The sequence below is a fragment of the Aeromonas sp. 102P genome, from assembly GCF_051920345.1.
Taxonomy (GTDB): Bacteria; Pseudomonadota; Gammaproteobacteria; order Enterobacterales; family Aeromonadaceae; genus Aeromonas; species Aeromonas veronii.
Genome location: NZ_JBQBCZ010000001.1, coordinates 1330001 through 1350859, shown reverse-complemented (window position 1 = coordinate 1350859; position 20859 = coordinate 1330001). Strand labels below are relative to the sequence as shown.

Genomic DNA, 20859 nt, shown 5'->3' with positions numbered 1-20859 from the left:
CCCGGCACGGCCCGATCCGTTTCTTGTTGTTATCTGAATGCAGATCGGTCCAATTCAGCCCCGTCGACAGTAGAAAAAAAGGATTTTTCCGTCATTCACCCGAAAATAGGGTGAAAAACCAACTTAACCCGCTTCATAACGCTTGTCCACGGCTTTATCTGACCAGAACAGTCATACATTTCAACCGGCTATTAACATTCAATGAGTTGCCGCAGCGGCCATGAGACAAAAGGGAAGGAAGTCGGGGAATGGCCAGCGGATCATTCCGCAGAGGGGAAAACAGTCACAAAAAAGCCCACCGTTCAGCGGTGGGCTTGATGCCGGATGATGACTCAGTTGTCCTGATCCGGCTCCGCCAGCCAGATCTGCTGATCCGGATCGGTCTCTTCACTGACCGAGATGCTGACACCCATATCGAGCAACTCGTGCAGGGTGAGATTGTCAGCCAGGTTCATGACTTCGCCGTTTTCATTGGTAAAGCGCATTTGCTCCGTCCTCTCCTTGGTGGGATCGCCTTTCAGTCTAGTCAACAACGCTCACTTGCGATAACCAGCAACTGGATAAACAGTCGCCCCCATCCAGCTCGCTCAGGCGATCACTCACCTCCTCCGGAAACAGGGTGCGCGCCCAGAGCCGCCGCGACAGAGAGGCTACGCTCTCGTCGGCTCCCGCCGCCAGCCAGCGGGCCAGCTCCCCCGCTACATCGGGGTAGCAAACCGCCCCCGGCGAGGCGCTGTCGAGCCAGGTGCGCACCAGATTGGCATCGAGCACATCCATCAGGGTCGCCAGTCCCATCATCTCGAGGGTCTTGCCATTGGTCAGCTGCTCGAACTGGCCGCCGAGGGGCTTGACCAACAGCTTCTTGCCGAGGGTGAGCGCCTCGGAAGCCAGCTCGAAACCCGCGTTGGATATAACGCCGCGACAACCGGCCAGCACGGCGATAAACCCGTGCCGTGACGGCGGCTCGAAGCGCAGATTGCGCCATTGGCTCGGGGTGCGAATGGCGGGGTGAAAGCAGACGAAGCGCTGCTGACCAAAGCGCGACAACAGGGCGGCGATCGCCTCGGTCTGCTCGAATGGCAGATAGACCAGGATCTCGCCGTTATCCGGTGCGGCGGCGATGGGGTCGATCACCGGCGGCAACAAGGGGTGACCAAAGTGAAACCAGTGCAGCCCGAGCGGCTGATCCACAGGAGCAAAGTGGCGCATCAGCTGACGGCTGACCCCATCCTCCCCCCAGCGCGGAATGGGCCAGTTGAAGCTGGCCTGATGGCTGACGGTGAGGCTCGGCTTGCCATAGCGGCGGGCAGCGTGGGCGGTGAGTGGCTCAAAATCGCTCACCACCAGATCGTATTCGCTGCAATCGAGAGACCGCAGATCCCGCCAGAAGGTGAGCGGCGAGGCGGCTTGCAGGGTACGCCACGGAGAAACTCGCCCCTCGTGACTGACAAAAGTGAGGCCGGCAAAGGCGCGGTAGGCGCCAAACTCCTCCATGTCGAAGTAGCGGTCGGCAGGGCGACCGCTGAAGAGATAATCCACCTCGACCCCAGCCGTGCGCAGCGCCCGCGCCAGGGTGCGACTGCGACTGATATGACCGTTACCGGTGCCTTGCACCCCAAACAGTATCCTCATGAGTGGCTCCAGCCGAGCGCCAGCACGGCGCAACCGCCCCCCAGCAGGGCACCGGCCACCAGATCACTCAGGTAGTGCACCCCGAGCAGCAACCGGGATGCTCCCACCAGCGCCGCCCAGCCAAACAACAAGGGTGCCCAGAGCGGAAAGCCGGTGGCCAAAATGGTGGCCATCAGAAAAGCGGCGGCAGTGTGGCCGGAAGGGAGGCTGTAACGATCGGAGGGGGTGATAAAGACCGGCAAGCCGACCGGCCGTTGCCGTTTCAGGCTGTTTTTCAGCAGCAGATAAAGGGGCAGTTCGATGGCAAATGCAAGCAGTGCCAGTCGCACCAGTTCCCGCTCTGCCTCCCCCTGCCACCAGAGCAGGGCGGCCAGCACAGCGTAAAGCGGGCCATCACCGGTGCGGGAAATGAGACGACTCACCCTCGCCTGCTGCCGGTTGTAGCCGTGAAGCAGGCAGACCCGGCACACCTGCAGGTCCCATTGCTGGATCTTGTTCATATCCCCTCCTTCCCTGAATTCTGCTTGCAGAGTAAGAAAGCGGGATGACGTTACGTTGAACAAGGGATAACAGATTTATGAAAAAAGGGCCGAATGGCCCTTTTTAATCTCGATGTGGCGGCAAAATCAGTGGCTGCCGCGCAGACCGGTCTCCATCAGACGGCAATTGTGATCCGCCAGACGGGCCATGAAGTGCTCATCCACTTTCAGGCCAAACACCTGCTCGTAGAGATCTTTCATCACGAATGGCTGCCACATCATGCTGAGGAAGGAGATCTTCAGCATGTCGGGATCCAGGTTGTCACCCAGCTCACCGTTGGACTTCATGGTTTCCAGCAGGGCATCGAACTGCGGCAGCTGGCGTTCCAGCAGGCGGTTCAGCACAAAATCCCGGCCCGGGCTCTTCTCGGTCGACAATGCGCTGGAGATGGCAGAGGTCAGCTCGCTGTTGGGCGCCATCACCTGATAGTAGGTGTTGAGCAGCTCGTTGAGGCTGTGATTGCTGTGTTCATCTTGCCAGGCATGGTCGAGGGGTTCGGCGACATCGCCCAACACCGCTTTGTAAAGACCCTCTTTACTGCCGAAGTAGTAGTGGATCATTGCCAGATTGGAGCCAGCAAGCTCCGCGATTTCGCGTGTAGTCACCTTGCTATAGGGAGTATTGAGAAAACGCTCACGGGCGGCAGCAAGCAACTTGTCACGAATGTCAGAACGTCCGACCGGACGACCAGGTCTACGTTTTTCCATTTAACACCTCAGATAATTCAGCCAATGCTGATAAGTCGATCTGGTTGTGCAGAGAATAGAGCACAGCAGGAATGACCAGATAATCGGTCATGGGCCGAATATGGGACAAGGAAATTTGCAATCCTTTACAATCCGATTAAATACGTCAGCAGATTGCCCCTGACCTTCCGTGTTGACACAGCATAAAAATCTCGATATTGGTAAAAGCGTTATCGACTGGAAGGAATAACAACGTCATGCGTATCGCCACCCCGCTACTACTAATCTCCCTAATCGCGTTAACTCGCGCGGGATCCTTGTAGCCGGGCTAAGGCATAGCCGGAATTTACAAAAACCCGTGCACCCTGCACGGGTTTTTTTATGCCGCCGCAGGATGCACGTTACCGAACTTAGGAAGAGGGAAGTCACATGTCAGATCGGGTCATCATATTCGACACCACCTTGCGTGATGGTGAGCAGGCCCTGGCGGCCAGTTTGACAGTCAAGGAGAAGCTGCAGATCGCCCAGGCACTGGAGCGGCTCGGTGTCGACGTCATGGAGGTGGGCTTCCCGGTCTCCTCTCCCGGCGATTTTCAATCGGTGCAGACCATCGCCCGCCACATCAAGAACAGCCGGGTCTGCGCCCTCGCCCGCGCCCTGCCCAAGGATATCGACGCCGCCGGCGAAGCCTTGCGGGTCGCCGAGGCGTTTCGCATCCATACCTTCATCTCCACCTCCTCCATCCATGTGGAGAGCAAGCTGAAAAAGAGCTTCGAAGACGTGCTGGAGATGGGGGTCGGCGCCATCAAGCACGCCCTGCGCTACACCGATGATGTGGAGTTCTCCTGCGAGGATGCGGGCCGCACGCCGATCGATAACCTCTGCCGCATGGTGGAGGCCGCCATCAAGGCGGGCGCCCGCACCATCAATATCCCGGATACTGTGGGCTATACGGTACCGACCGAGTTCTCCGGCATCATCCACACCCTGTTCAACCGGGTGCCCAACATCGACAAGGCCATCATCTCGGTCCACTGCCACGATGATCTGGGGCTCTCGGTGGCCAACTCCATCGGCGCGGTGCAGATGGGGGCCCGCCAGATCGAGTGCACCATCAACGGCATCGGCGAACGGGCGGGCAACTGCTCGCTGGAAGAGGTGGCGATGATCCTCAAAACCCGCGCCGACCTGCTCGGGGTACAAACCAATATCCGCCACAGCGAAATTCATCGCACCAGCACGCTGGTCAGCCAGCTGTGCAACATGCCGGTGCAACCCAACAAGGCGATCGTCGGTGCCAACGCTTTCTCCCACAGCTCCGGCATCCATCAGGATGGGGTGCTCAAGGCGAAAAATACCTACGAAATCATCACTCCCGAGAGCATTGGCCTGACCCAGAACAACCTCAACATGACCTCCCGCTCCGGCCGTCACGTCATCAAGCACCGGATGGAGTCCATGGGCTACGCCGAGAGCAGCTACGACCTCGACCACCTCTACGGCAAGTTCCTGACCCTGGCCGACAAGAAGGGGCAGGTGTTCGACTACGACCTCGAAGCACTGGCCTTCTTCAGCCAGATCCACGAAGAGCCGGAGCACTTCAAACTGGAGTACCTCGGGGTGCAGAGCGGCAGCTCGGTACTCGCCACCGCCTCGGTCAAATTGAAGGTGGGACAGGATCTGATCTGCGAAGCGGCCACCGGCAATGGCCCGGTGGATGCGGTCTACCAGTGCATCAACCGCATCACCGGCTATGAGATCCGCATCGACAAATATGCCCTCAAGAGCAAGGGCGAAGGGGAAGATGCCCTCGGTCAGGTCGATATCGTCGCCGAGTACAAGGGGCGCAAATTCCACGGCATGGGACTGGCCACCGACATCATCGAATCCTCGGCCCACGCCCTGCTCCATGTGATCAACAGCATCTGGCGCGCCGATCAGGTGGCCGAACAGATGGAACGCAATAACAGCATCAAATCAGAAACCGTCTGAGCCGAACTCGGTACCAAACAGACGGAATGGAATGACAGCATAAAATCGGAAACCGTCTGAGCAGGACTCGCAGCCACACAGACAGCATGGAATGACAACATCGGGACGGGGAACGTCTGAACCGGTAACCGCGCGCAGCGTCGGGGAAACCGGACAGAGGGATCTCAAAGACAATATCAGGATGGAGAGTGTATGAGCAGTTATCGGATCGCAGTATTGCCGGGTGACGGCATTGGCCCTGAAGTGATGGCCGAGGCCATCAAGGTGCTGGAGAAGGTGCAGGCCAGGTTCGGCCTCGCCTTCGAGTATGATCGCCATGACGTGGGCGGCATCGCTATCGACAACCACGGTACCCCGCTGCCGCAAAGCACCATCAAAGGTTGTGAAGCGGCCGATGCCGTGCTGTTTGGCTCGGTGGGCGGCCCGAAATGGGAACATCTGCCCCCCAACGTTCAGCCGGAACGTGGCGCCCTGCTGCCCCTGCGCGCCCACTTCAAGCTGTTCTGCAACCTGCGTCCGGCCCGCATCTACACCGGTCTGGAGCAGTTCTCCCCGCTGCGCGCCGATATCTCCGATCGCGGTTTTGACATCGCCTGCGTGCGCGAGCTGACCGGTGGCATCTACTTCGGCCAGCCCAAGGGGCGTGAGGGAGAAGGGGCGAACGAGAAGGCATTCGACACCGAGGTATACCATCGCTTCGAGATTGAGCGCATCGCCAAGATTGCCTTTGAGTCGGCTCGCGTGCGCCGTGGCAAGGTCACCTCCATCGACAAGGCTAACGTGCTCGCCTCTTCCATTCTGTGGCGCGAGGTGGTGACGCAAGTCGCCAAGTCCTATCCGGACGTAACCCTCAACCATATGTACATCGATAACGCCACCATGCAGCTCATCAAGGATCCGTCCCAGTTCGATGTGCTGCTCTGCTCCAACCTGTTTGGTGACATCCTCTCCGACGAGTGCGCCATGATCACCGGCTCCATGGGACTGCTCCCCTCCGCCAGCCTCAACGAATCGGGTTTCGGCCTGTTCGAACCGGCCGGTGGTTCGGCCCCGGATATCGCCGGCAAAGGGATTGCCAACCCCATCGCCCAGATCCTCTCCGCCGCCCTGATGCTGCGCTACAGCCTGGGTCAAGAGGCTGCCGCCCAGGCCATTGAGCAGGCCGTGGCCCAGACCCTGGCCGAGGGTTACTTCACCGCCGACCTGCATCAGGCCAGCGCCCGCCATCCGGTGCAGAGCACGTCCGAGATGGGTAGCCAGATCGCCGCCCGGATCTGAGCCGCATAACAGAGAACAAGGAAGAAAGAAGCAATGGCCAAGACCCTCTATCAGAAAGTATTCGACGCCCATGTGGTACGGGAAGTGGAAGGGGAGACCCCCCTCATCTACATCAACCGCCATCTGGTGCATGAAGTGACCAGCCCGCAGGCATTCGACGGCCTGCGCGCCATGAATCGCCAGCTGCGCCGCCCGGATCTGACCTGGGCCACCATGGATCACAACGTCTCCACCACCACCAAGGACATCGCCGCCTCCGGCGAGATGGCCCGCATCCAGATGGAGACGCTGGCCGACAACTGCAAAGAGTTCGGGGTTCGCCTCTACGATCTCAACCACAAATATCAGGGGATCGTCCATGTGATGGGCCCCGAGCTCGGCATTACCCTGCCCGGCACCACCATCGTCTGCGGCGACTCTCACACCGCCACCCACGGCGCCTTCGGCTCGCTGGCGTTCGGCATCGGCACTTCCGAAGTGGAACATGTGATGGCCACCCAGACCCTGAAACAGGGGCGCGCCAAGACCATGCGCATTTCGGTCAACGGCAAGCTGGCGGAGGGCATCAGCGCCAAGGACGTGGTGCTGGCCATTATCGGCAAGGTCGGCCATGCCGGTGGTACCGGCTACGTGGTGGAGTTTGCTGGCGAGGCCATTGCGAGCCTCTCCATGGAAGGGCGGATGACGGTGTGCAACATGGCCATCGAGCTCGGCGCCAAGGCGGGCATGATCGCCCCCGACCAGACCACCATCGACTACATCCGTGGCAAGGAGTTTGCTCCCAAGGGCGAGGTACTGGAGCAGGCCATCGCCTACTGGCAGAGCCTCAAGAGCGATGAAGGTGCCCGTTTCGATGCCGAAGTGGTGCTGGATGCCGCCGATATCGCCCCGCAGGTCACCTGGGGTACCAACCCGGGCCAGGTGATTGCCGTCAATGAGCCGATTCCGGCACCGGAATCCTTTACCGATCTGATGGAGCAGCAGTCCGCCCGCAAGGCGCTCGCCTACATGGATTTGCAGCCAGGCCAGAAGCTCTCCGACGTTGCCATCGACAAGGTGTTTATCGGATCGTGCACCAACAGCCGCATTGAGGATCTGCGCGCTGCCGCCGCCATAGCTCGCGGTCGCAAGGTAGCCGCTGGCGTGCAGGCGCTGGTGGTGCCGGGCTCCGAGCAGGTGAAGGCGCAGGCCGAAGCCGAGGGGCTGGACAAAATCTTCATCGAAGCTGGTTTTGAGTGGCGCCTGCCGGGCTGCTCCATGTGTCTGGCGATGAACAACGACCGGCTGCAACCGGGGGAGCGCTGCGCCTCCACCAGCAACCGCAACTTCGAAGGGCGTCAGGGCCGCGCCGGCCGCACCCATCTGGTCAGCCCAGCCATGGCCGCCGCCGCCGCCGTCACCGGCCGCTTCGCCGACATTCGCGTACTGTAAGAGGACATTACGATGACAGGATTCAAACAGCATAAAGGGATCGTCGTCCCCCTCGACAGCGCCAACGTCGACACCGACGCCATCATTCCGAAGCAGTTTTTGCAGAAGATCAACCGCATTGGTTTCGGCAAGCACCTGTTCCACGACTGGCGCTTCCTCGACGATGCAGGCCAGCAGCCCAACCCCGAGTTTGTACTGAACCAGCCACAATTCGCCGGTGCCAGCATCCTGTTGGCCCGCGAGAACTTCGGCTGCGGGTCTAGTCGCGAGCACGCCCCCTGGGCGCTGGCCGACTACGGCTTCAAGACCATCATAGCCCCGAGCTTTGCCGACATTTTCTACGGCAACGCCATCAACAACGGCATGGTGCCGGTACGCCTGAAGGAGGAGGAGGTCGACGCCCTGTTCCAGCTGGTGGCCGCCAAACCGGGCATCGAGATCGAGGTGGATCTGGAAGCCAATCAGGTACGCGCCGGCAAACTCAGCTTCGGTTTCAAGATCGACGAATTCCGCCGTTACTGCCTGCTCAACGGGCTGGATGCCATCGGTCTGACCCTGCAGCACGAGGCCGCCATCAGCGCTTTTGAGGCGAAGCAGCCGAGCTGGATTTAACGCGCCAGTTGCAAAAAAACGAGTAGAATCAACAGGGAGCTTCGGCTCCCTGTTTTACTGTCCGCGACGCTTCCCACTTTGGGCCACCGGAACTGGCCCGTGCCACAGGAAAGGATGATGAAGAGACCGACGGCAATTCCTCTGCTCTGTGCCCTGCTGCTTGCCCTGCCTGCGGGGGCCAGCCAAACCAGCTTCAACAACAGCCTCGGCCAGATCAGCGTCGGCTGGCAGGATAGCGAAGGCAAACCCCAACAGCTCACCTACCGGCTCGAACAGGGCAAGTTGCCGCCCCTTATCGCCTATCGTCCGGCGAGAATGCAGGAGGAGGTGTTGCAGGTGTTGCTGCGGGAGGTGCGCCAGAACTACCCCGAGGTGCAGTTCACCCTCGCTCGTCCCTCGCTGGAGCTGCATCTGAAAAGCCGCAATCAGGACAAGGCGCGCGAGGCGATGGCCTTTCTGCAGTCCAAGCGGAGCAAAGAGGAGCTGGCGTGGCTGACCAAACACTACTTCCAGTACTTCAACACCCCGGACGGACAGCTGGCGGTGAAGCAGGATCATGTGCGCATCGCGCTGGAGAGTCGCAGCGGGCTGGCTCCGCTGGCGGATCAACTCAAGCAGCAGGGCAGCACCGAAACGGAAGCGCGCCAGAAAACCGTGGCCCATATGCTCACCTTTATCCAGAGCATCCCCTACCAGCAGCTCGACAGCCTGAATGGAAGGCAGGGCAAAGGATTTCTCCCGCCCCGTCAGGTGCTGGAGCAGAACCGGGGTGATTGCGACAGCAAGGTAACCCTGATGGCCGCCATGCTGGCTCAGCTCTTTCCGGAGCTGAAACAGGCCATGGTGTTCGTCCCCGGCCATGCCCTGCTGGCCGTTGACCTGCCCGCCAAGCCGGGGGATGTGACCCTCAACTGGCAGGGGCAGAACTACCTGCTGCTCGAACCTACCGGTCCCGCCACCTTGCCTGCGGGCCAAATAGCATCGACCAGCAAAACGCTGGTCGATAGCAAGCAGTTGAGTGTGCAGCCGGTTCAGGAGAAAGGCTAATCCCCTCCCTCTGCCGATGGGGAGAGAGGATTAACCCTGAGGCAGAAACTCTACCGCCAGCAGCAACCCGATCTCCTCCTCCAGCACCCGGATAATACGGGCATGGGCTTCAAAGGGGGGCAACAGATTGTTGTTGGTGGCAAGACTGATCCGGATGGGCTGATTGATGTCGAGCTGGTGTTCAGAGACCGCAATCCCCATGCCGTTGGCACTGAGATCCCGGCAGATCCCCTCCAGCACCAGCTGCTGCTGATAGACGGTGACCGGAGCATTGATGACCATGCGCGCAAAGGCACGCCTTTCCTTGGTATTGGTAAGCACGCGAACATCCTCTGTTGGGTGGGCGTCATCTCATGGGTATTGCACAATTGTGCTGGTCTACCCAAAAGAACGTTAATACAATGCGGTTCGTTTCTCAAACGGGGTGCGGTTTACCGCTGAGATTATACCCGTGTACCTGATCCAGATAATGCTGGCGGAGGAATTTGAGGCATGGCGCTCATTTTTTGCGCCCTCACCCGCTGGCACCTCGTTATTAACAAGTAATAGGGAGTGCCACCCATGAAGACCCTGCTGCTGGTCACCACCGGCCTGCTGTCGGCCAATGTGTTCGCCGCCGACACCCTCACCGTCTACACCTACAGCTCCTTCACTGCCGAGTGGGGTCCGGGGCCCAAGATCAAACAGGCCTTCGAGAAAGCGTGCGACTGCACCCTCAATCTGGTTCCCCTCGAAGATGGCGTCGCCATCCTCAACCGGCTGCGACTGGAGGGCAACCACAGCAAGGCCGACCTGGTGCTGGGGCTGGATGATGCACTCATCAGTGAAGCCAAGCAGAGCGGCCTGTTCGCCCCCCATCCCGCCAAGCTCGACGGCATCAAGGTGCCGGGTGGCTGGCAGGATGACACCTTTGTACCTTACGACTACGGCTACTTCGCCTTCGTCTACGACAAGAGCAAGCTCAAGACCCCGCCCAAGAGCCTGAAAGAGCTGGTGGAGCGCCCCGATCTCAAGGTTATCTATCAGGACCCCCGTACCTCGACCCCGGGACAGGGGCTGATGCTGTGGATGAAGTCTGTCTACGGTGACAAGGCTCCTGAAGCCTGGGCCACGCTTGCCAAGAAGACAGTCACCGTCACCAAGGGGTGGTCCGAGGCCTATGGCATGTTCCTCGATGGCGAAGCGGACATGGTGCTCTCCTACACTACCTCCCCCGCTTACCACCTTATTGCCGAGAACAAGCCCCAGTATCAGGCTGCCGCCTTTGAGGAGGGTCACTACCGTCAGGTGGAAGTGGCCGCCAAGCTGAAAAGTGCCAAACAGGAGAAGCTGGCTGACCAGTTCCTGCAGTTTATGGTGAGCCCCGCCTTCCAGAACGAGATCCCGACCGGCAACTGGATGTATCCGGTGATCGACACGCCGCTACCCAAGGGCTTCGAGCAGATGATCACCGTAGCCAAGCCGCTCGCCTTCAGTGCCGATGAGGTGGCCGCCAATCGCAAAGGGTGGATCCGCGAGTGGCTGCAAGCCGTCACCCAGTGAGCCGTTATCTGAAACCACAGACTCGTCCCCTCTGGTGGCTGCCGGGCAGTGCTGCCACCCTGTTGATCCTGCTGTTATCCCTCGGGCCGCTCGCGGCCCTGCTGTGGCAGGCCGGTTCGCTGGCCCCCCGCACCCTGTTCGCAGATCCTTATCTGCGTCATGTGCTGGGCTTCAGTCTGGGGCAGGCACTGCTCTCCACCTTGCTGAGCCTGGGGCTGGCCATTCCGGTGGCCCGTGCATTGGCGCGGCGCCGTTTCATTGGCCGAACCCTGCTGATCAAGTTGTTTGGCCTCTCGCTGGTGCTGCCGGTCATCATCGCCATCTTCGGCATAGTAGCGGTACACGGCAAACAGGGGTGGCTGCCGCAACTGTTGCGCTCACTGGGGCTGGATCCCGGCAACTATCTCTACGGCCTGTTCGGTATCCTGCTGGCCCACGTCTTCTTCAATATGCCGCTGGCGGCACGCCTGATGTTGCAGAGCATAGAGAGCATCCCCGAATCGAGCTGGCGCCTCGCCAGCCAGCTCGGCATGCGCTCATCCAACATCTTTCGGCTGCTGGAGTGGCCGCTTATTCGCGGCATATTGCCGGGGCTGGCCAGCCTCATCTTTATGCTCTGCTTCACCAGCTTCACTACCGTGCTGGCGCTGGGGGGGGGGCCGAAATCGACCACCCTGGAGGTGGCCGTCTATCAGGCGCTGCGCTTTGACTTCGATCTCGCCACCGCAGGCGGACTGGCGCTGGTGCAGCTCATCCTGACCGCTGCCCTGCTCGCCCTGCAACACAAGCTGCAGAGCACCCCGGCCAGTCGGGTGACGCCTCGTCGCCCCTGCCTGCGGCCGGATCGCCATCAGCCGGGCGCGGCCGTGGTGGATCTGCTCTCGCTCGGTATCGGGCTCGCCATCTTTCTGCCACCGCTGCTGGCTATCGTGGTGGCCGGCCTCCACCCCGGCCTGCTGACGGCGCTCACTTCCGCCAAACTGTGGCAGGCGAGCGGCCAGTCGCTGCTGATTGCGCTGGCGGCGGGCACCCTGGCGACCTTGCTCGGCAGCGGCCTGCTACTCACCAGCCGTCACCTCAAGGTGCGCACCCGTCAGCGGCGGGCTGCCGCTCTGTGGGAGGCAAGCGGCTCGATGATCCTGATGATCCCGGCCGTGGTGCTCTCTACCGGTCTCTTCATCCTGTTTATGCCGTTCGCCGATGTGTTCGCCCTCGGCCCCTGGCTGGTTGTGCTGGTCAACGCCCTGATGGCGCTACCCTATGTGCTGCGCACCCTCTCCGCTCCCATGCAGCTGGTGGTACGCCAGTACGACCGGCTGGCGGACAGCCTGGGAGTACGTGGCCTGCATCGCCTGCGGCTGGTGGAGTGGCCGCTGTTGCGCCGCCCTCTGGCACTGGCGATGGCGCTGTCGATGATCCTCTCGCTGGGGGATCTCGGCGCCATCGCCATGTTTGGCAGTCAGGAGCTAACCACCCTGCCCTGGCTGCTCTACCAGCAGCTTGGCAGCTATCGATTGACCGAGGCAGCCGCCACCGCTCTGCTATTGCTGACACTCTGTTTCTCCCTGTTCTGGCTGGTTGAACGGGGGCTTGGAGGAAAACATGCTGAACATTGATACGCTTGCGACCAGCTACCCCGACTGGCACGTCAGCTTCAGCGCGAAGCTGCCCAAGGGGGAGATCACCGCGCTGATTGGCCCAAGCGGCGCAGGTAAGTCGACCCTGCTCGGGATGATCGCCGGTTTCGTGCCGGTGGAATCAGGTAGCCTCAGCTTCGAGGGCGAAGATCTGCTGCCGCTGGGCCCGGCCGAGCGGCCGGTCACCACCCTGTTTCAGGATCACAACCTGTTCCTCCACCTGTCAATGTTCGACAACATCGCCATCGGCCTTCACCCGGGTCTGCGCCTGAGTGCCGCCCAGCGGACACAGGTGATCGATGCAGCCGCGCGGGTTGGCCTCGGCGAGATGCTAAGCCGCCTGCCGGAGCAGCTCTCCGGCGGCCAGCAGCAGCGGGTCGGGCTGGCTCGCGCGTTGGTGCGCGGCAAACCGCTGCTGCTGCTGGATGAGCCCTTCTCTGCCCTCGATCCCGCCCTGCGCCGGGAGATGCTGGCGGAAGTGGCACGCCTCGCCTGCGAACAGGGCATTACCGTGTTGATGGTTTCCCACAATCCGGAGGATGCCCAGCTGATTGCCGATCAGGTGCTGTTTGTCGACGAGGGGCGCATCGCCCTGCAAGGCAAGCCGGATATTCTGCAAAACAGCAACCACCCGGGGCTGCTGCGCTATCTTGGCCAATAGCCCTCGGCAACCATAAAGTGCGCCATGATCAAAAGGGGAGGCCGATTGGCCTCCCTTTGTATCTGGAAATATTCAGTTTAATCAGAGATTTTCCTCGGCGAACGAGGCCAGCCGGCTGCGCACCACGCCATTGAGGAAGATGTTGGCACTGCCGTCAAAATCCTTGAAACGCTCGACGATGTAGGTGAGCCCCGAGGTCACCGGACTCAGATAGTTGGAGTCGATCTGGGCCAGGTTACCGGAGCAGACGATCTTGGTGCCTTCGCCGCAACGGGTGATAATGGTCTTGATCTGGGAAGCGGTCAGGTTCTGGCACTCATCCAGCAGCACGAAGGTGTTCTGGATGCTGCGCCCGCGCATGAAGTTGACCGATTTGAACTGGATGTTGGCCTTCTCCATGATGTAGCTGAGCGAGCCGCTCATGTTCTCGTCCTGCTTGTGCAGCACCTCCAGGGTGTCGGTCACCGCCGCCAGCCAGGGCATCATCTTCTCCTCTTCAGTGCCGGGCAGGAAGCCGATGCTTTCGGCAATTTCCGGGGTATTCCGGGTGACGATCACCTTCTCGTAAATGCCCTTCTCAATCACCAGCTCCAGCGCAGCAGCCATGGCCAGCAAGGTCTTGCCGCAACCGGCCGGGCCGGTCAGGATCACCAGATCGATGTGCGGATCGAGCAGTGCATCCAGCGCCATCCCCTGATAGACGTTCTTGGGATGGACACCCCACGCCTTGCGAGACATCAGCCGCTCACGGCCCAGATCCTTGATGCGGATCTTGTTGCCATCGTGGCTGAGCACCCGGGCGGCGAAGAAATTCTCTTCATCCACCAGATACTGGTTTACATGAACCCCTTCCAGCAGATTGGCATCGATCACATGGATGGTGTCGCGGCCATGGGTCTCGCTCTCGCACTCGCCAACCCGCTCCCAGAAGCTGCCAGGCACCACCTGAAAGCCTTTGGCCAGCAGGCGGATATCATCGATCAGTTGGTCACTACGGTAATCTTCAACGTGAGCAAGCCCGGCCCCTTTGGCCTTGAGGCGCATGTTGATGTCTTTGGTGACCAGCACCACCTGACGCTTCAACTCGTGCTTTTGCAGATAGAGGGCCGCGTTGATGATACGGTTGTCGGCCTCCTTGTCGGTAAACACCTCGGCATCCTGCGGCAGATGGTGATCGCTGAAGATGCAGATATTGCCGCTCGCTTCGCCAGCCAGCGGCACGCCCTGGGTGATCTGATCCGGGGTTGCATCGCGGAACACATCTTCCAGCGCACGAATGGCCACCCGCGCGTCGCGGCTGACATCCTTGTTGCGATCCTTGATGTTATCGAGCTCTTCCAGCACCGTCATGGGGATGAGCACGTCGTGCTCTTTGAAGGAGTAGATAGCGAGGGGTTCGTGAAGCAGAACGTTGGTATCCAGGATAAACAGCTTTCGGTCCGTATTGTCCATAAGCATCCTCCTTGGCACTGAAGGGCCACGTGTGTGAATCTCAGATGTCATTGAAACCACACGGCCGTGACAGTTTTATTACCCTCAACGCTACGCCCGATTTTACTATCGCGCAACAAATCACTTGGCCGCCTGATTTGATTGAGCATAAAAACAGCAACAAAAAGACCGGCGCTATGGCCGGTCTTTTCTCTATCGTTCAACTACTTGGGCATGTCTGTCAGCCGCACTTGGAGTCGCCACAGTTGAGGCAGGTCATGCAGCCATCCTTCAGCACCAGCGCCTTGGTGTGGCACTTGTAGCAGAGCGCGGCATTGGCCGGAAAACCACTGCTCGCCTGCTGCTCTTCAGCCTCCTGAGCGGCTTTCAACTCGGCCTGCTTCTCGGCCAGAAATGCCTGCTGATGCTCGTCCAGCCCGGTTGCCTTGAGCATGCCGATCTCGGTGAGATGGCTCTCGATCACGTTGCCAATTTCGGCGATCAGCGACGGCACATACTTGCCCTTGTTCCAGTAGCCACCCTTGGGATCGAATACGGAACGCAGCTCCTCGACCAGGAAGGTGACATCCCCACCCTTGCGGAATACCGCCGAGATGATGCGGGTCAGCGCCACGATCCACTGATAGTGCTCCAGGCTCTTGGAGTTGATGAAAATCTCGAACGGACGGCGAGTTTCGTGAACCGTGCCCTCGTTGAGAATAATGTCGTTGATGGTGATGAACAGCGAGTGCTCGGAGACATGCTCCGGCGTCTTCAACTTGTAGGTGGTTCCCATCAGCCGCTCCGGGCGCAGCACGGTTTCGTGCATATGCACCACGTCATCCTGCACAGAGAGATCTTCTTGCGGCTCATCCTTGGTACGCACCTTGTAGGCGACGATTTTCTTGTCGATCTTCTTGACCATAATGTCGTTCTCAGAATTTACCGTAATAGCCTTCTTTCAAGGCGTCGTAGAGGTTGGCGGCCGTATGCAGCTCGCCATCGTATTCGATCTCTTCGTTCCCCTTGACGGAGATGACGGAGCCATCCTCCAGGGTGAAATCGTACAGGGTGTTCTCCAGATCCTTCTCCTTCACCAGCACGCCCTGGAAGGCCTCCGGATTGAAGCGGAAGGTGGTGCAGCCCTTGAGGCCAGAATCCGAGGCATACATGTAGATGTCCTTGAACTGCTCGAACGGGAAATCGGTTGGCACGTTGGCAGTCTTGGAGATGGAGGAGTCGATCCAGCGCTGGGCCGCAGCCTGAATGTCCACATGCTGCGCCGGGGTGATGTCATCAGCAGTAATGAAGTAGTCCGGCAGACGGCTCGCCTCATCATCGGCATAGGGCATGGCGGACGGATTAACCAGCTCACGATAGGCCAGCAGCTCGAAGGAGTAGACATCCACGCTCTCCTTGCTCTTCTTGCCCGGCTTGATAACGTTGCGGCTGTAGTGGTGGGCAAAGCTCGGCTCGATGCCGTTGCTGGCGTTGTTGGCCAGAGACAGCGAGATAGTGCCGGTGGGTGCAATACTGCTGTGGTGGGTGAAACGCCCACCCACTTCGGCCAGCTCGGCGACCAGCGCAGGATCTACCTCGGCAACCTGCTGCATATAGCGGCTATAACGCGCATGCAGCACCTTGCCCTTCACCTTGTCACCCACCTTGATGCCATCAGCCGCCATTTCCGGGCGCAGACGCAGCATCTTGCCGGTTACTTCGAACTCCTGCTCCATGATGGGGGCAGAGCCCTTCTCCTTGGCCAGACGCAGGGACTCCTGCCAGCCGGTCATCGCCAGCTCCTGGGATACCTGCTCGGTAAAGGCCACGGATGCCGCAGAGCCGTACTTGATCTGCAGCATGGTGAGGGTCGAACCAAGCCCCAGGAAGCCCATGCCATGCCGGCGCTTGGCAGTGATCTCCTCGCGCTGTTTGGCCAGCGGCAGTTGGTTGATCTCCACCACGTTGTCGAGCATGCGAGTAAAGATGGCCACCACCTTGCGAAACGCCTGCCAATCGAACGCCGCGTTTTCAGTAAAAGGGTCGCGCACAAACTTGGTCAGATTGACCGAGCCCAGCAGACAAGCACCGTAGGGCGGCAACGGCTGCTCACCACAGGGGTTGGTCGCGCGGATCTCTTCACAGAACCAGTTGTTGTTCATCTGGTTGACCTTGTCGATCAGGATGAAGCCGGGCTCTGCATAGTCATAGGTGGAGGTCATGATGACATTCCACAGCTTGCGGGCTGGCATGGTCTTGTAGACCTTGCAGGCGACCTGCCCCAACTCGTTGAATACAACCCCTTCCTTGTTGGGCCAGTCGGCCCATAGCACCTGAGCAGGATCGTCCAGCGCAATGCCATCCTGCTCTACCTCTTTGGCGGTGTAGGGGAAGATCAGCGACCAGGGAGCATCCTCTTTCACCGCCTTGACGAAATCTTCGGTGATGAGCAGAGAGAGGTTGAACTGGCGCAGACGGCCATCTTCGCGCTTGGCCTGAATAAACTCGATCACATCGGGATGACGGATATCCATGGTGCCCATCTGGGCGCCACGACGGCCACCGGCTGACGAGACGGTGAAACACATCTTGTCATAGATATCCATAAAGGAGAGCGGGCCGGAAGTGTAGGCACCGGCACCGGAGACAAAGGCACCGCGCGGGCGCAGGGTCGAGAAGTCGTAGCCGATACCGCACCCGGCTTTCAGGGTCAGACCGGCCTCGTGCACCTTGCCGAGGATATCGTCCATCGAATCTTCGATGGTGCCGGAAACAGTACAGTTGATGGTTGAAGTCGCAGGCTTGTGCTCAAACGCCCCGGCGTTGGAGGTGATGCGGCCCGCCGGAATGGCCCCATTGCGCAGCGCCCACAGGAACGGCTCATACCAGGCCTCAGGCTCCAGCTCCTGCTCTGCCAACGCACGGGCTACCCGCTGGTAGGTCTCACCGATAGAGCTGTCGATGGGAGTGCCATCCTTGCTCTTGAGGCGATACTTGCTATCCCAGATCTCGAGGGACGTTTCCTGCATGGGGATAAGGCGGGAGCCAAGCTCACTCTCCAGCACCGGGTTAGATTTAGCCATTTTCAATCAACCTTATGTGAATGCATCGACATCATAACAACAGCAGAAAACACAACTAATGGTGCCATCTAAAATTAATGACACAACATATAGTACACCTAATGCCATGAGGGCGCCGATTCTAACCTAAAAAAATGCCCCGGCCAGCAGATTTCTGGGCCGAGGCACTTAACTGATTAATTTACTGAGAGATTTAACACTCAGAGATAGATCAGGGCTTCTTGACGTATACCGTCGGTGTTTCACCCGCCATATTCAGATAGAACTCGTAGACGCCATCGGCATCCGGTGAGAACTTCATGTCCTCATACTTGGAACAGGGGTTGACCGGCACAGCCTCACCACCCAGTACGGCAACACCATCACTCGGGCTCTTGTAGCCAAAGTTGGTACCGCAGCTCCAGCCTGAATCAGCAAACTTGAACTTGTAGGGGGCCCACTCTTTCTTGAGGGTGCCTTTGGCCATATAGAGCTTGTCGGCCACCTTGACGACCTTGCTTTCATCAGTCGCCATCCAGTCGTTCATCTCCCCGCGCAGGTAGATGGACTTGCCACCGAAGTCGCTGTTGTCTGCCCCCGCCTGCTCTGCACCACCATTGGATGCGCAACCGCCTAATACCAGGGTTCCCGCCGCCAGCATCATCGTTACTGTTCTTTTGAACATGGGTCTATTCCTTAAATTATTGTGATTCCTTGGTCCATCCATGTGGACTGAAGAATTAAACCAGAGCAGCCATCACAAGAAAGGTAGAGGCATCACATTCTGTGCTTTTTATATCCAACACATTGAACTAGTGAGGAAATATCGAACAAAAAAGAGGCCTTTTTGGGGCTGTAGAAGGGTAATCAATGAATGACAAGAAGGGGAAAGTCTAATAATCCGGCGACGTGCTGAATTGCAGGCAATAAAAAACCCCGCTCGATGAGCGGGGTTTCTTGTATTGGGTGCCTGGCAGTGTCCTACTCTCGCATGGCGAATGCCACACTACCATCGGCGCTACCGCGTTTCACTTCTGAGTTCGGCATGGGATCAGGTGGTTCCACGGCGCTATGGCCGCCAGGCAAATTCTTCAATCTTGGAAAGCTGACGTGAATAACGACTAGGTCATTATCACTGAATTAGTAGTTCGCTTGGTATCTGTTACAAGCCTTAGAACACTTCTTGGGTGTTGTATGGTTAAGCCTCACGGGTAATTAGTACGGGTTAGCTCAATGCATCGCTGCACTTACACACCCCGCCTATCAACGTTGTGGTCTCCAACGGCCCTTTAGGACCCTCAAGGGGTCAGGGATGACTCATCTCAGGGCTCGCTTCCCGCTTAGATGCTTTCAGCGGTTATCGATTCCGAACTTAGCTACCGGGCAGTGCCACTGGCGTGACAACCCGAACACCAGAGGTTCGTTCACTCCGGTCCTCTCGTACTAGGAGCAACTCCCTTCAATCATCCAACGCCCACGGCAGATAGGGACCGAACTGTCTCACGACGTTCTGAACCCAGCTCGCGTACCACTTTAAATGGCGAACAGCCATACCCTTGGGACCGACTTCAGCCCCAGGATGTGATGAGCCGACATCGAGGTGCCAAACACCGCCGTCGATATGAACTCTTGGGCGGTATCAGCCTGTTATCCCCGGAGTACCTTTTATCCGTTGAGCGATGGCCCTTCCATTCAGAACCACCGGATCACTATGACCTACTTTCGTACCTGCTCGACCTGTCCGTCTCGCAGTTAAGCTGGCTTATGCCATTGCACTAACCTCCTGATGTCCGACCAGGATTAGCCAACCTTCGTGCTCCTCCGTTACTCTTTGGGAGGAGACCGCCCCAGTCAAACTACCCACCAGGCACTGTCCGCGAGCCCGATTCAGGGCCCTGCGTTAGAACATCAAACATACAAGGGTGGTATTTCAAGGACGGCTCCAGCGCAACTGGCGTCACGCCTTCAAAGCCTCCCACCTATCCTACACATGTAGGTTCAATGTTCAGTGCCAAGCTGTAGTAAAGGTTCACGGGGTCTTTCCGTCTAGCCGCGGGTACACCGCATCTTCACGGCGAATTCGATTTCACTGAGTCTCGGGTGGAGACAGCATGGCCATGGTTACACCATTCGTGCAGGTCGGAACTTACCCGACAAGGAATTTCGCTACCTTAGGACCGTTATAGTTACGGCCGCCGTTTACCGGGGCTTCGATCAAGAGCTTCGCTTGCGCTAACCCCATCAATTAACCTTCCGGCACCGGGCAGGTGTCACACCCTATACGTCCACTTTCGTGTTTGCAGAGTGCTGTGTTTTTGATAAACAGTCCCAGCCATCTGGTCACTGCGACTCCCAACTGCTCCATCCGCAAGGGACTTCACTGTCAAGAGCGAACCTTCTCCCGAAGTTACGGTTCTATTTTGCCTAGTTCCTTCACCCGAGTTCTCTCAAGCGCCTTGGTATTCTCTACCCGACCACCTGTGTCGGTTTGGGGTACGATGACTTGTAATCTGAAGCTTAGAGGCTTTTCCTGGAAGCAGGGCATCAATGGCTTCCACACCGTAGTGTGTTCGTCTCGTGTCTCAGTGTTGTATCAGCGGATTTGCCTACCGATACCACCTACGCACTTTCACCAGGACAACCGTCGCCTGGCCCACCTAGCCTTCTCCGTCCCCCCATCGCAATTACAAGTCGTGCAGGAATATTAACCTGCTTCCCATCGATTACGCCTTTCGGCCTCACCTTAGGGGTCGACTCACCCTGCCCCGATTAACGTTGGACAGGAACCCTTGGTCTTCCGGCGAGGAGGCTTTTCACCCCCTTTATCGTTACTTACGTCAGCATTCGCACTTCTGATATCTCCAGCATACCTCTCGATACACCTTCGCAGACTTACAGAACGCTCCCCTACCACTCACACATAAGTGTGAATCCGCGGCTTCGGTGCCTGGTTTGAGCCCCGTTACATCTTCCGCGCAGGCCGACTCGACTAGTGAGCTATTACGCTTTCTTTAAATGATGGCTGCTTCTAAGCCAACATCCTAGCTGTCTGAGCCTTCCCACATCGTTTCCCACTTAACCAGAACTTTGGGACCTTAGCCGGCGGTCTGGGTTGTTTCCCTCTTCACGACGGACGTTAGCACCCGCCGTGTGTCTCCCGGATATTACTTACTGGTATTCGGAGTTTGCATGGGGTTGGTAAGTCGGGATGACCCCCTAGCCCAAACAGTGCTCTACCCCCAGTAGTATTCGTCCGAGGCGCTACCTAAATAGCTTTCGGGGAGAACCAGCTATCTCCGAGTTTGATT

At 58.7% G+C, this 20859-nt stretch carries 17 protein-coding genes, 2 rRNA genes and 1 riboswitch (1 of these 20 running past the window's edge); of the genes, 8 read left to right on the top strand and 11 right to left on the bottom strand.

The features are described 5' to 3' along the window. Positions 1–332: 332 nt before the first annotated feature. From ACTG1K_RS06490 to ACTG1K_RS06475, 4 genes are all read right to left on the bottom strand, one after another. A complete protein-coding gene (locus ACTG1K_RS06490) occupies positions 333–485 on the bottom strand; it encodes a hypothetical protein (RefSeq protein ID WP_005341188.1) in 153 nt (50 codons plus the stop codon). Positions 486–522: 37 nt separating this feature from the next. Continuing rightward, positions 523–1632, bottom strand: a complete 1110-nt coding sequence (locus tag ACTG1K_RS06485; protein ID WP_440004971.1) for an MJ1255/VC2487 family glycosyltransferase — start codon at positions 1630–1632, stop codon at positions 523–525. Beyond that, the gene (locus tag ACTG1K_RS06480) at positions 1629–2132 is read right to left on the bottom strand and encodes a phosphatase PAP2 family protein (protein ID WP_005339149.1); all 504 of its coding nucleotides are present in this window, start codon (positions 2130–2132) and stop codon (positions 1629–1631) included. The genes ACTG1K_RS06485 and ACTG1K_RS06480 overlap by 4 nt, the downstream gene beginning before the upstream one ends. Positions 2133–2258: 126 nt before the next feature. After that, a complete protein-coding gene (locus tag ACTG1K_RS06475; protein ID WP_005349170.1) occupies positions 2259–2879 on the bottom strand; it encodes a TetR/AcrR family transcriptional regulator in 621 nt (206 codons plus the stop codon). 408 nt (positions 2880–3287) lie between these two features. On the opposite strand from ACTG1K_RS06475, the gene leuA reads away from it, so the two are divergent. From leuA to ACTG1K_RS06450, 5 genes are all read left to right on the top strand, one after another. Next, a complete protein-coding gene (gene leuA, locus ACTG1K_RS06470) occupies positions 3288–4850 on the top strand; it encodes a 2-isopropylmalate synthase (protein WP_058057212.1) in 1563 nt (520 codons plus the stop codon). Between the two features lie 192 nt (positions 4851–5042). Continuing rightward, on the top strand, positions 5043–6128 hold the full coding sequence (gene leuB / locus ACTG1K_RS06465) for a 3-isopropylmalate dehydrogenase (RefSeq protein ID WP_440004970.1): 1086 nt from the start codon (positions 5043–5045) through the stop codon (positions 6126–6128). Between the two features lie 33 nt (positions 6129–6161). Next, positions 6162–7559: a 3-isopropylmalate dehydratase large subunit gene (leuC, locus tag ACTG1K_RS06460; protein ID WP_425857442.1), complete on the top strand. Its 1398-nt coding sequence runs from the start codon at positions 6162–6164 to the stop codon at positions 7557–7559. Positions 7560–7571: 12 nt separating this feature from the next. Continuing rightward, positions 7572–8171 (top strand): 3-isopropylmalate dehydratase small subunit, encoded by a 600-nt coding sequence (gene leuD, locus ACTG1K_RS06455; RefSeq protein WP_440004969.1) that lies wholly within the window; start codon positions 7572–7574, stop codon positions 8169–8171. A gap of 117 nt (positions 8172–8288) precedes the next feature. Beyond that, positions 8289–9218 (top strand): hypothetical protein, encoded by a 930-nt coding sequence (locus tag ACTG1K_RS06450; RefSeq protein WP_069555887.1) that lies wholly within the window; start codon positions 8289–8291, stop codon positions 9216–9218. A gap of 30 nt (positions 9219–9248) precedes the next feature. On the opposite strand, the gene ACTG1K_RS06445 is transcribed toward ACTG1K_RS06450, so the two are convergent. Beyond that, the gene (locus tag ACTG1K_RS06445; RefSeq protein WP_108540907.1) at positions 9249–9539 is read right to left on the bottom strand and encodes a PilZ domain-containing protein; all 291 of its coding nucleotides are present in this window, start codon (positions 9537–9539) and stop codon (positions 9249–9251) included. A gap of 89 nt (positions 9540–9628) precedes the next feature. Then, a riboswitch (TPP riboswitch) is annotated at positions 9629–9719 on the top strand. 60 nt (positions 9720–9779) lie between these two features. Here ACTG1K_RS06445 and thiB point away from each other — a divergent pair. The 3 genes from thiB to thiQ are packed head-to-tail and all read left to right on the top strand — an operon-like array spanning position 9780 to position 13058. Further along, positions 9780–10760 (top strand): thiamine ABC transporter substrate binding subunit, encoded by a 981-nt coding sequence (gene thiB / locus ACTG1K_RS06440; RefSeq protein WP_425857445.1) that lies wholly within the window; start codon positions 9780–9782, stop codon positions 10758–10760. Beyond that, positions 10757–12376 carry a thiamine/thiamine pyrophosphate ABC transporter permease gene (thiP, locus tag ACTG1K_RS06435; protein WP_425857450.1) on the top strand — a complete coding sequence of 540 codons (1620 nt, stop codon included), beginning with the start codon at positions 10757–10759 and terminating at the stop codon, positions 12374–12376. The genes thiB and thiP overlap by 4 nt, the downstream gene beginning before the upstream one ends. Further along, positions 12363–13058, top strand: coding sequence for a thiamine ABC transporter ATP-binding protein (gene thiQ / locus ACTG1K_RS06430; protein WP_425857446.1), 696 nt, complete (start codon positions 12363–12365; stop codon positions 13056–13058). The genes thiP and thiQ overlap by 14 nt, the downstream gene beginning before the upstream one ends. A gap of 81 nt (positions 13059–13139) precedes the next feature. On the opposite strand, the gene ACTG1K_RS06425 is transcribed toward thiQ, so the two are convergent. From ACTG1K_RS06425 to ACTG1K_RS06400, 6 genes are all read right to left on the bottom strand, one after another. Continuing rightward, entirely contained in the window at positions 13140–14510 is a 1371-nt protein-coding gene (locus tag ACTG1K_RS06425; RefSeq protein WP_005358170.1) for a PhoH family protein, read from the bottom strand. Between the two features lie 220 nt (positions 14511–14730). After that, the gene (locus tag ACTG1K_RS06420) at positions 14731–15414 is read right to left on the bottom strand and encodes a TSCPD domain-containing protein (RefSeq protein WP_149153585.1); all 684 of its coding nucleotides are present in this window, start codon (positions 15412–15414) and stop codon (positions 14731–14733) included. A 10-nt stretch (positions 15415–15424) separates the two neighbouring features. Next, a complete protein-coding gene (locus ACTG1K_RS06415) occupies positions 15425–17572 on the bottom strand; it encodes an adenosylcobalamin-dependent ribonucleoside-diphosphate reductase (RefSeq protein WP_425857448.1) in 2148 nt (715 codons plus the stop codon). 211 nt (positions 17573–17783) lie between these two features. Next, positions 17784–18236, bottom strand: a complete 453-nt coding sequence (locus ACTG1K_RS06410) for a pullulanase (RefSeq protein ID WP_005349109.1) — start codon at positions 18234–18236, stop codon at positions 17784–17786. A 283-nt stretch (positions 18237–18519) separates the two neighbouring features. Next, a 5S ribosomal RNA gene (gene rrf, locus ACTG1K_RS06405) occupies positions 18520–18634 on the bottom strand. Between the two features lie 111 nt (positions 18635–18745). Continuing rightward, positions 18746–20859: ribosomal RNA gene (locus ACTG1K_RS06400) — 23S ribosomal RNA — on the bottom strand (it continues 776 nt past the right edge of the window).

What these genes read in the sequence shown, in the direction of transcription:
- ACTG1K_RS06490 (WP_005341188.1), bottom strand. Translation starts at nt 485, where the DNA reads ATGCGCTTTACCAATGAAAACGGCGAAGTCATGAACCTGGCTGACAAT.
- ACTG1K_RS06485 (WP_440004971.1), bottom strand. Translation starts at nt 1,632, where the DNA reads ATGAGGATACTGTTTGGGGTGCAAGGCACCGGTAACGGTCATATCAGT.
- ACTG1K_RS06480 (WP_005339149.1), bottom strand. Translation starts at nt 2,132, where the DNA reads ATGAACAAGATCCAGCAATGGGACCTGCAGGTGTGCCGGGTCTGCCTG.
- ACTG1K_RS06475 (WP_005349170.1), bottom strand. Translation starts at nt 2,879, where the DNA reads ATGGAAAAACGTAGACCTGGTCGTCCGGTCGGACGTTCTGACATTCGT.
- leuA (WP_058057212.1), top strand. Translation starts at nt 3,288, where the DNA reads ATGTCAGATCGGGTCATCATATTCGACACCACCTTGCGTGATGGTGAG.
- leuB (WP_440004970.1), top strand. Translation starts at nt 5,043, where the DNA reads ATGAGCAGTTATCGGATCGCAGTATTGCCGGGTGACGGCATTGGCCCT.
- leuC (WP_425857442.1), top strand. Translation starts at nt 6,162, where the DNA reads ATGGCCAAGACCCTCTATCAGAAAGTATTCGACGCCCATGTGGTACGG.
- leuD (WP_440004969.1), top strand. Translation starts at nt 7,572, where the DNA reads ATGACAGGATTCAAACAGCATAAAGGGATCGTCGTCCCCCTCGACAGC.
- ACTG1K_RS06450 (WP_069555887.1), top strand. Translation starts at nt 8,289, where the DNA reads ATGAAGAGACCGACGGCAATTCCTCTGCTCTGTGCCCTGCTGCTTGCC.
- thiB (WP_425857445.1), top strand. Translation starts at nt 9,780, where the DNA reads ATGAAGACCCTGCTGCTGGTCACCACCGGCCTGCTGTCGGCCAATGTG.
- thiQ (WP_425857446.1), top strand. Translation starts at nt 12,363, where the DNA reads ATGCTGAACATTGATACGCTTGCGACCAGCTACCCCGACTGGCACGTC.
- ACTG1K_RS06425 (WP_005358170.1), bottom strand. Translation starts at nt 14,510, where the DNA reads ATGGACAATACGGACCGAAAGCTGTTTATCCTGGATACCAACGTTCTG.
- ACTG1K_RS06420 (WP_149153585.1), bottom strand. Translation starts at nt 15,414, where the DNA reads ATGGTCAAGAAGATCGACAAGAAAATCGTCGCCTACAAGGTGCGTACC.
- ACTG1K_RS06415 (WP_425857448.1), bottom strand. Translation starts at nt 17,572, where the DNA reads ATGGCTAAATCTAACCCGGTGCTGGAGAGTGAGCTTGGCTCCCGCCTT.
- ACTG1K_RS06410 (WP_005349109.1), bottom strand. Translation starts at nt 18,236, where the DNA reads ATGTTCAAAAGAACAGTAACGATGATGCTGGCGGCGGGAACCCTGGTA.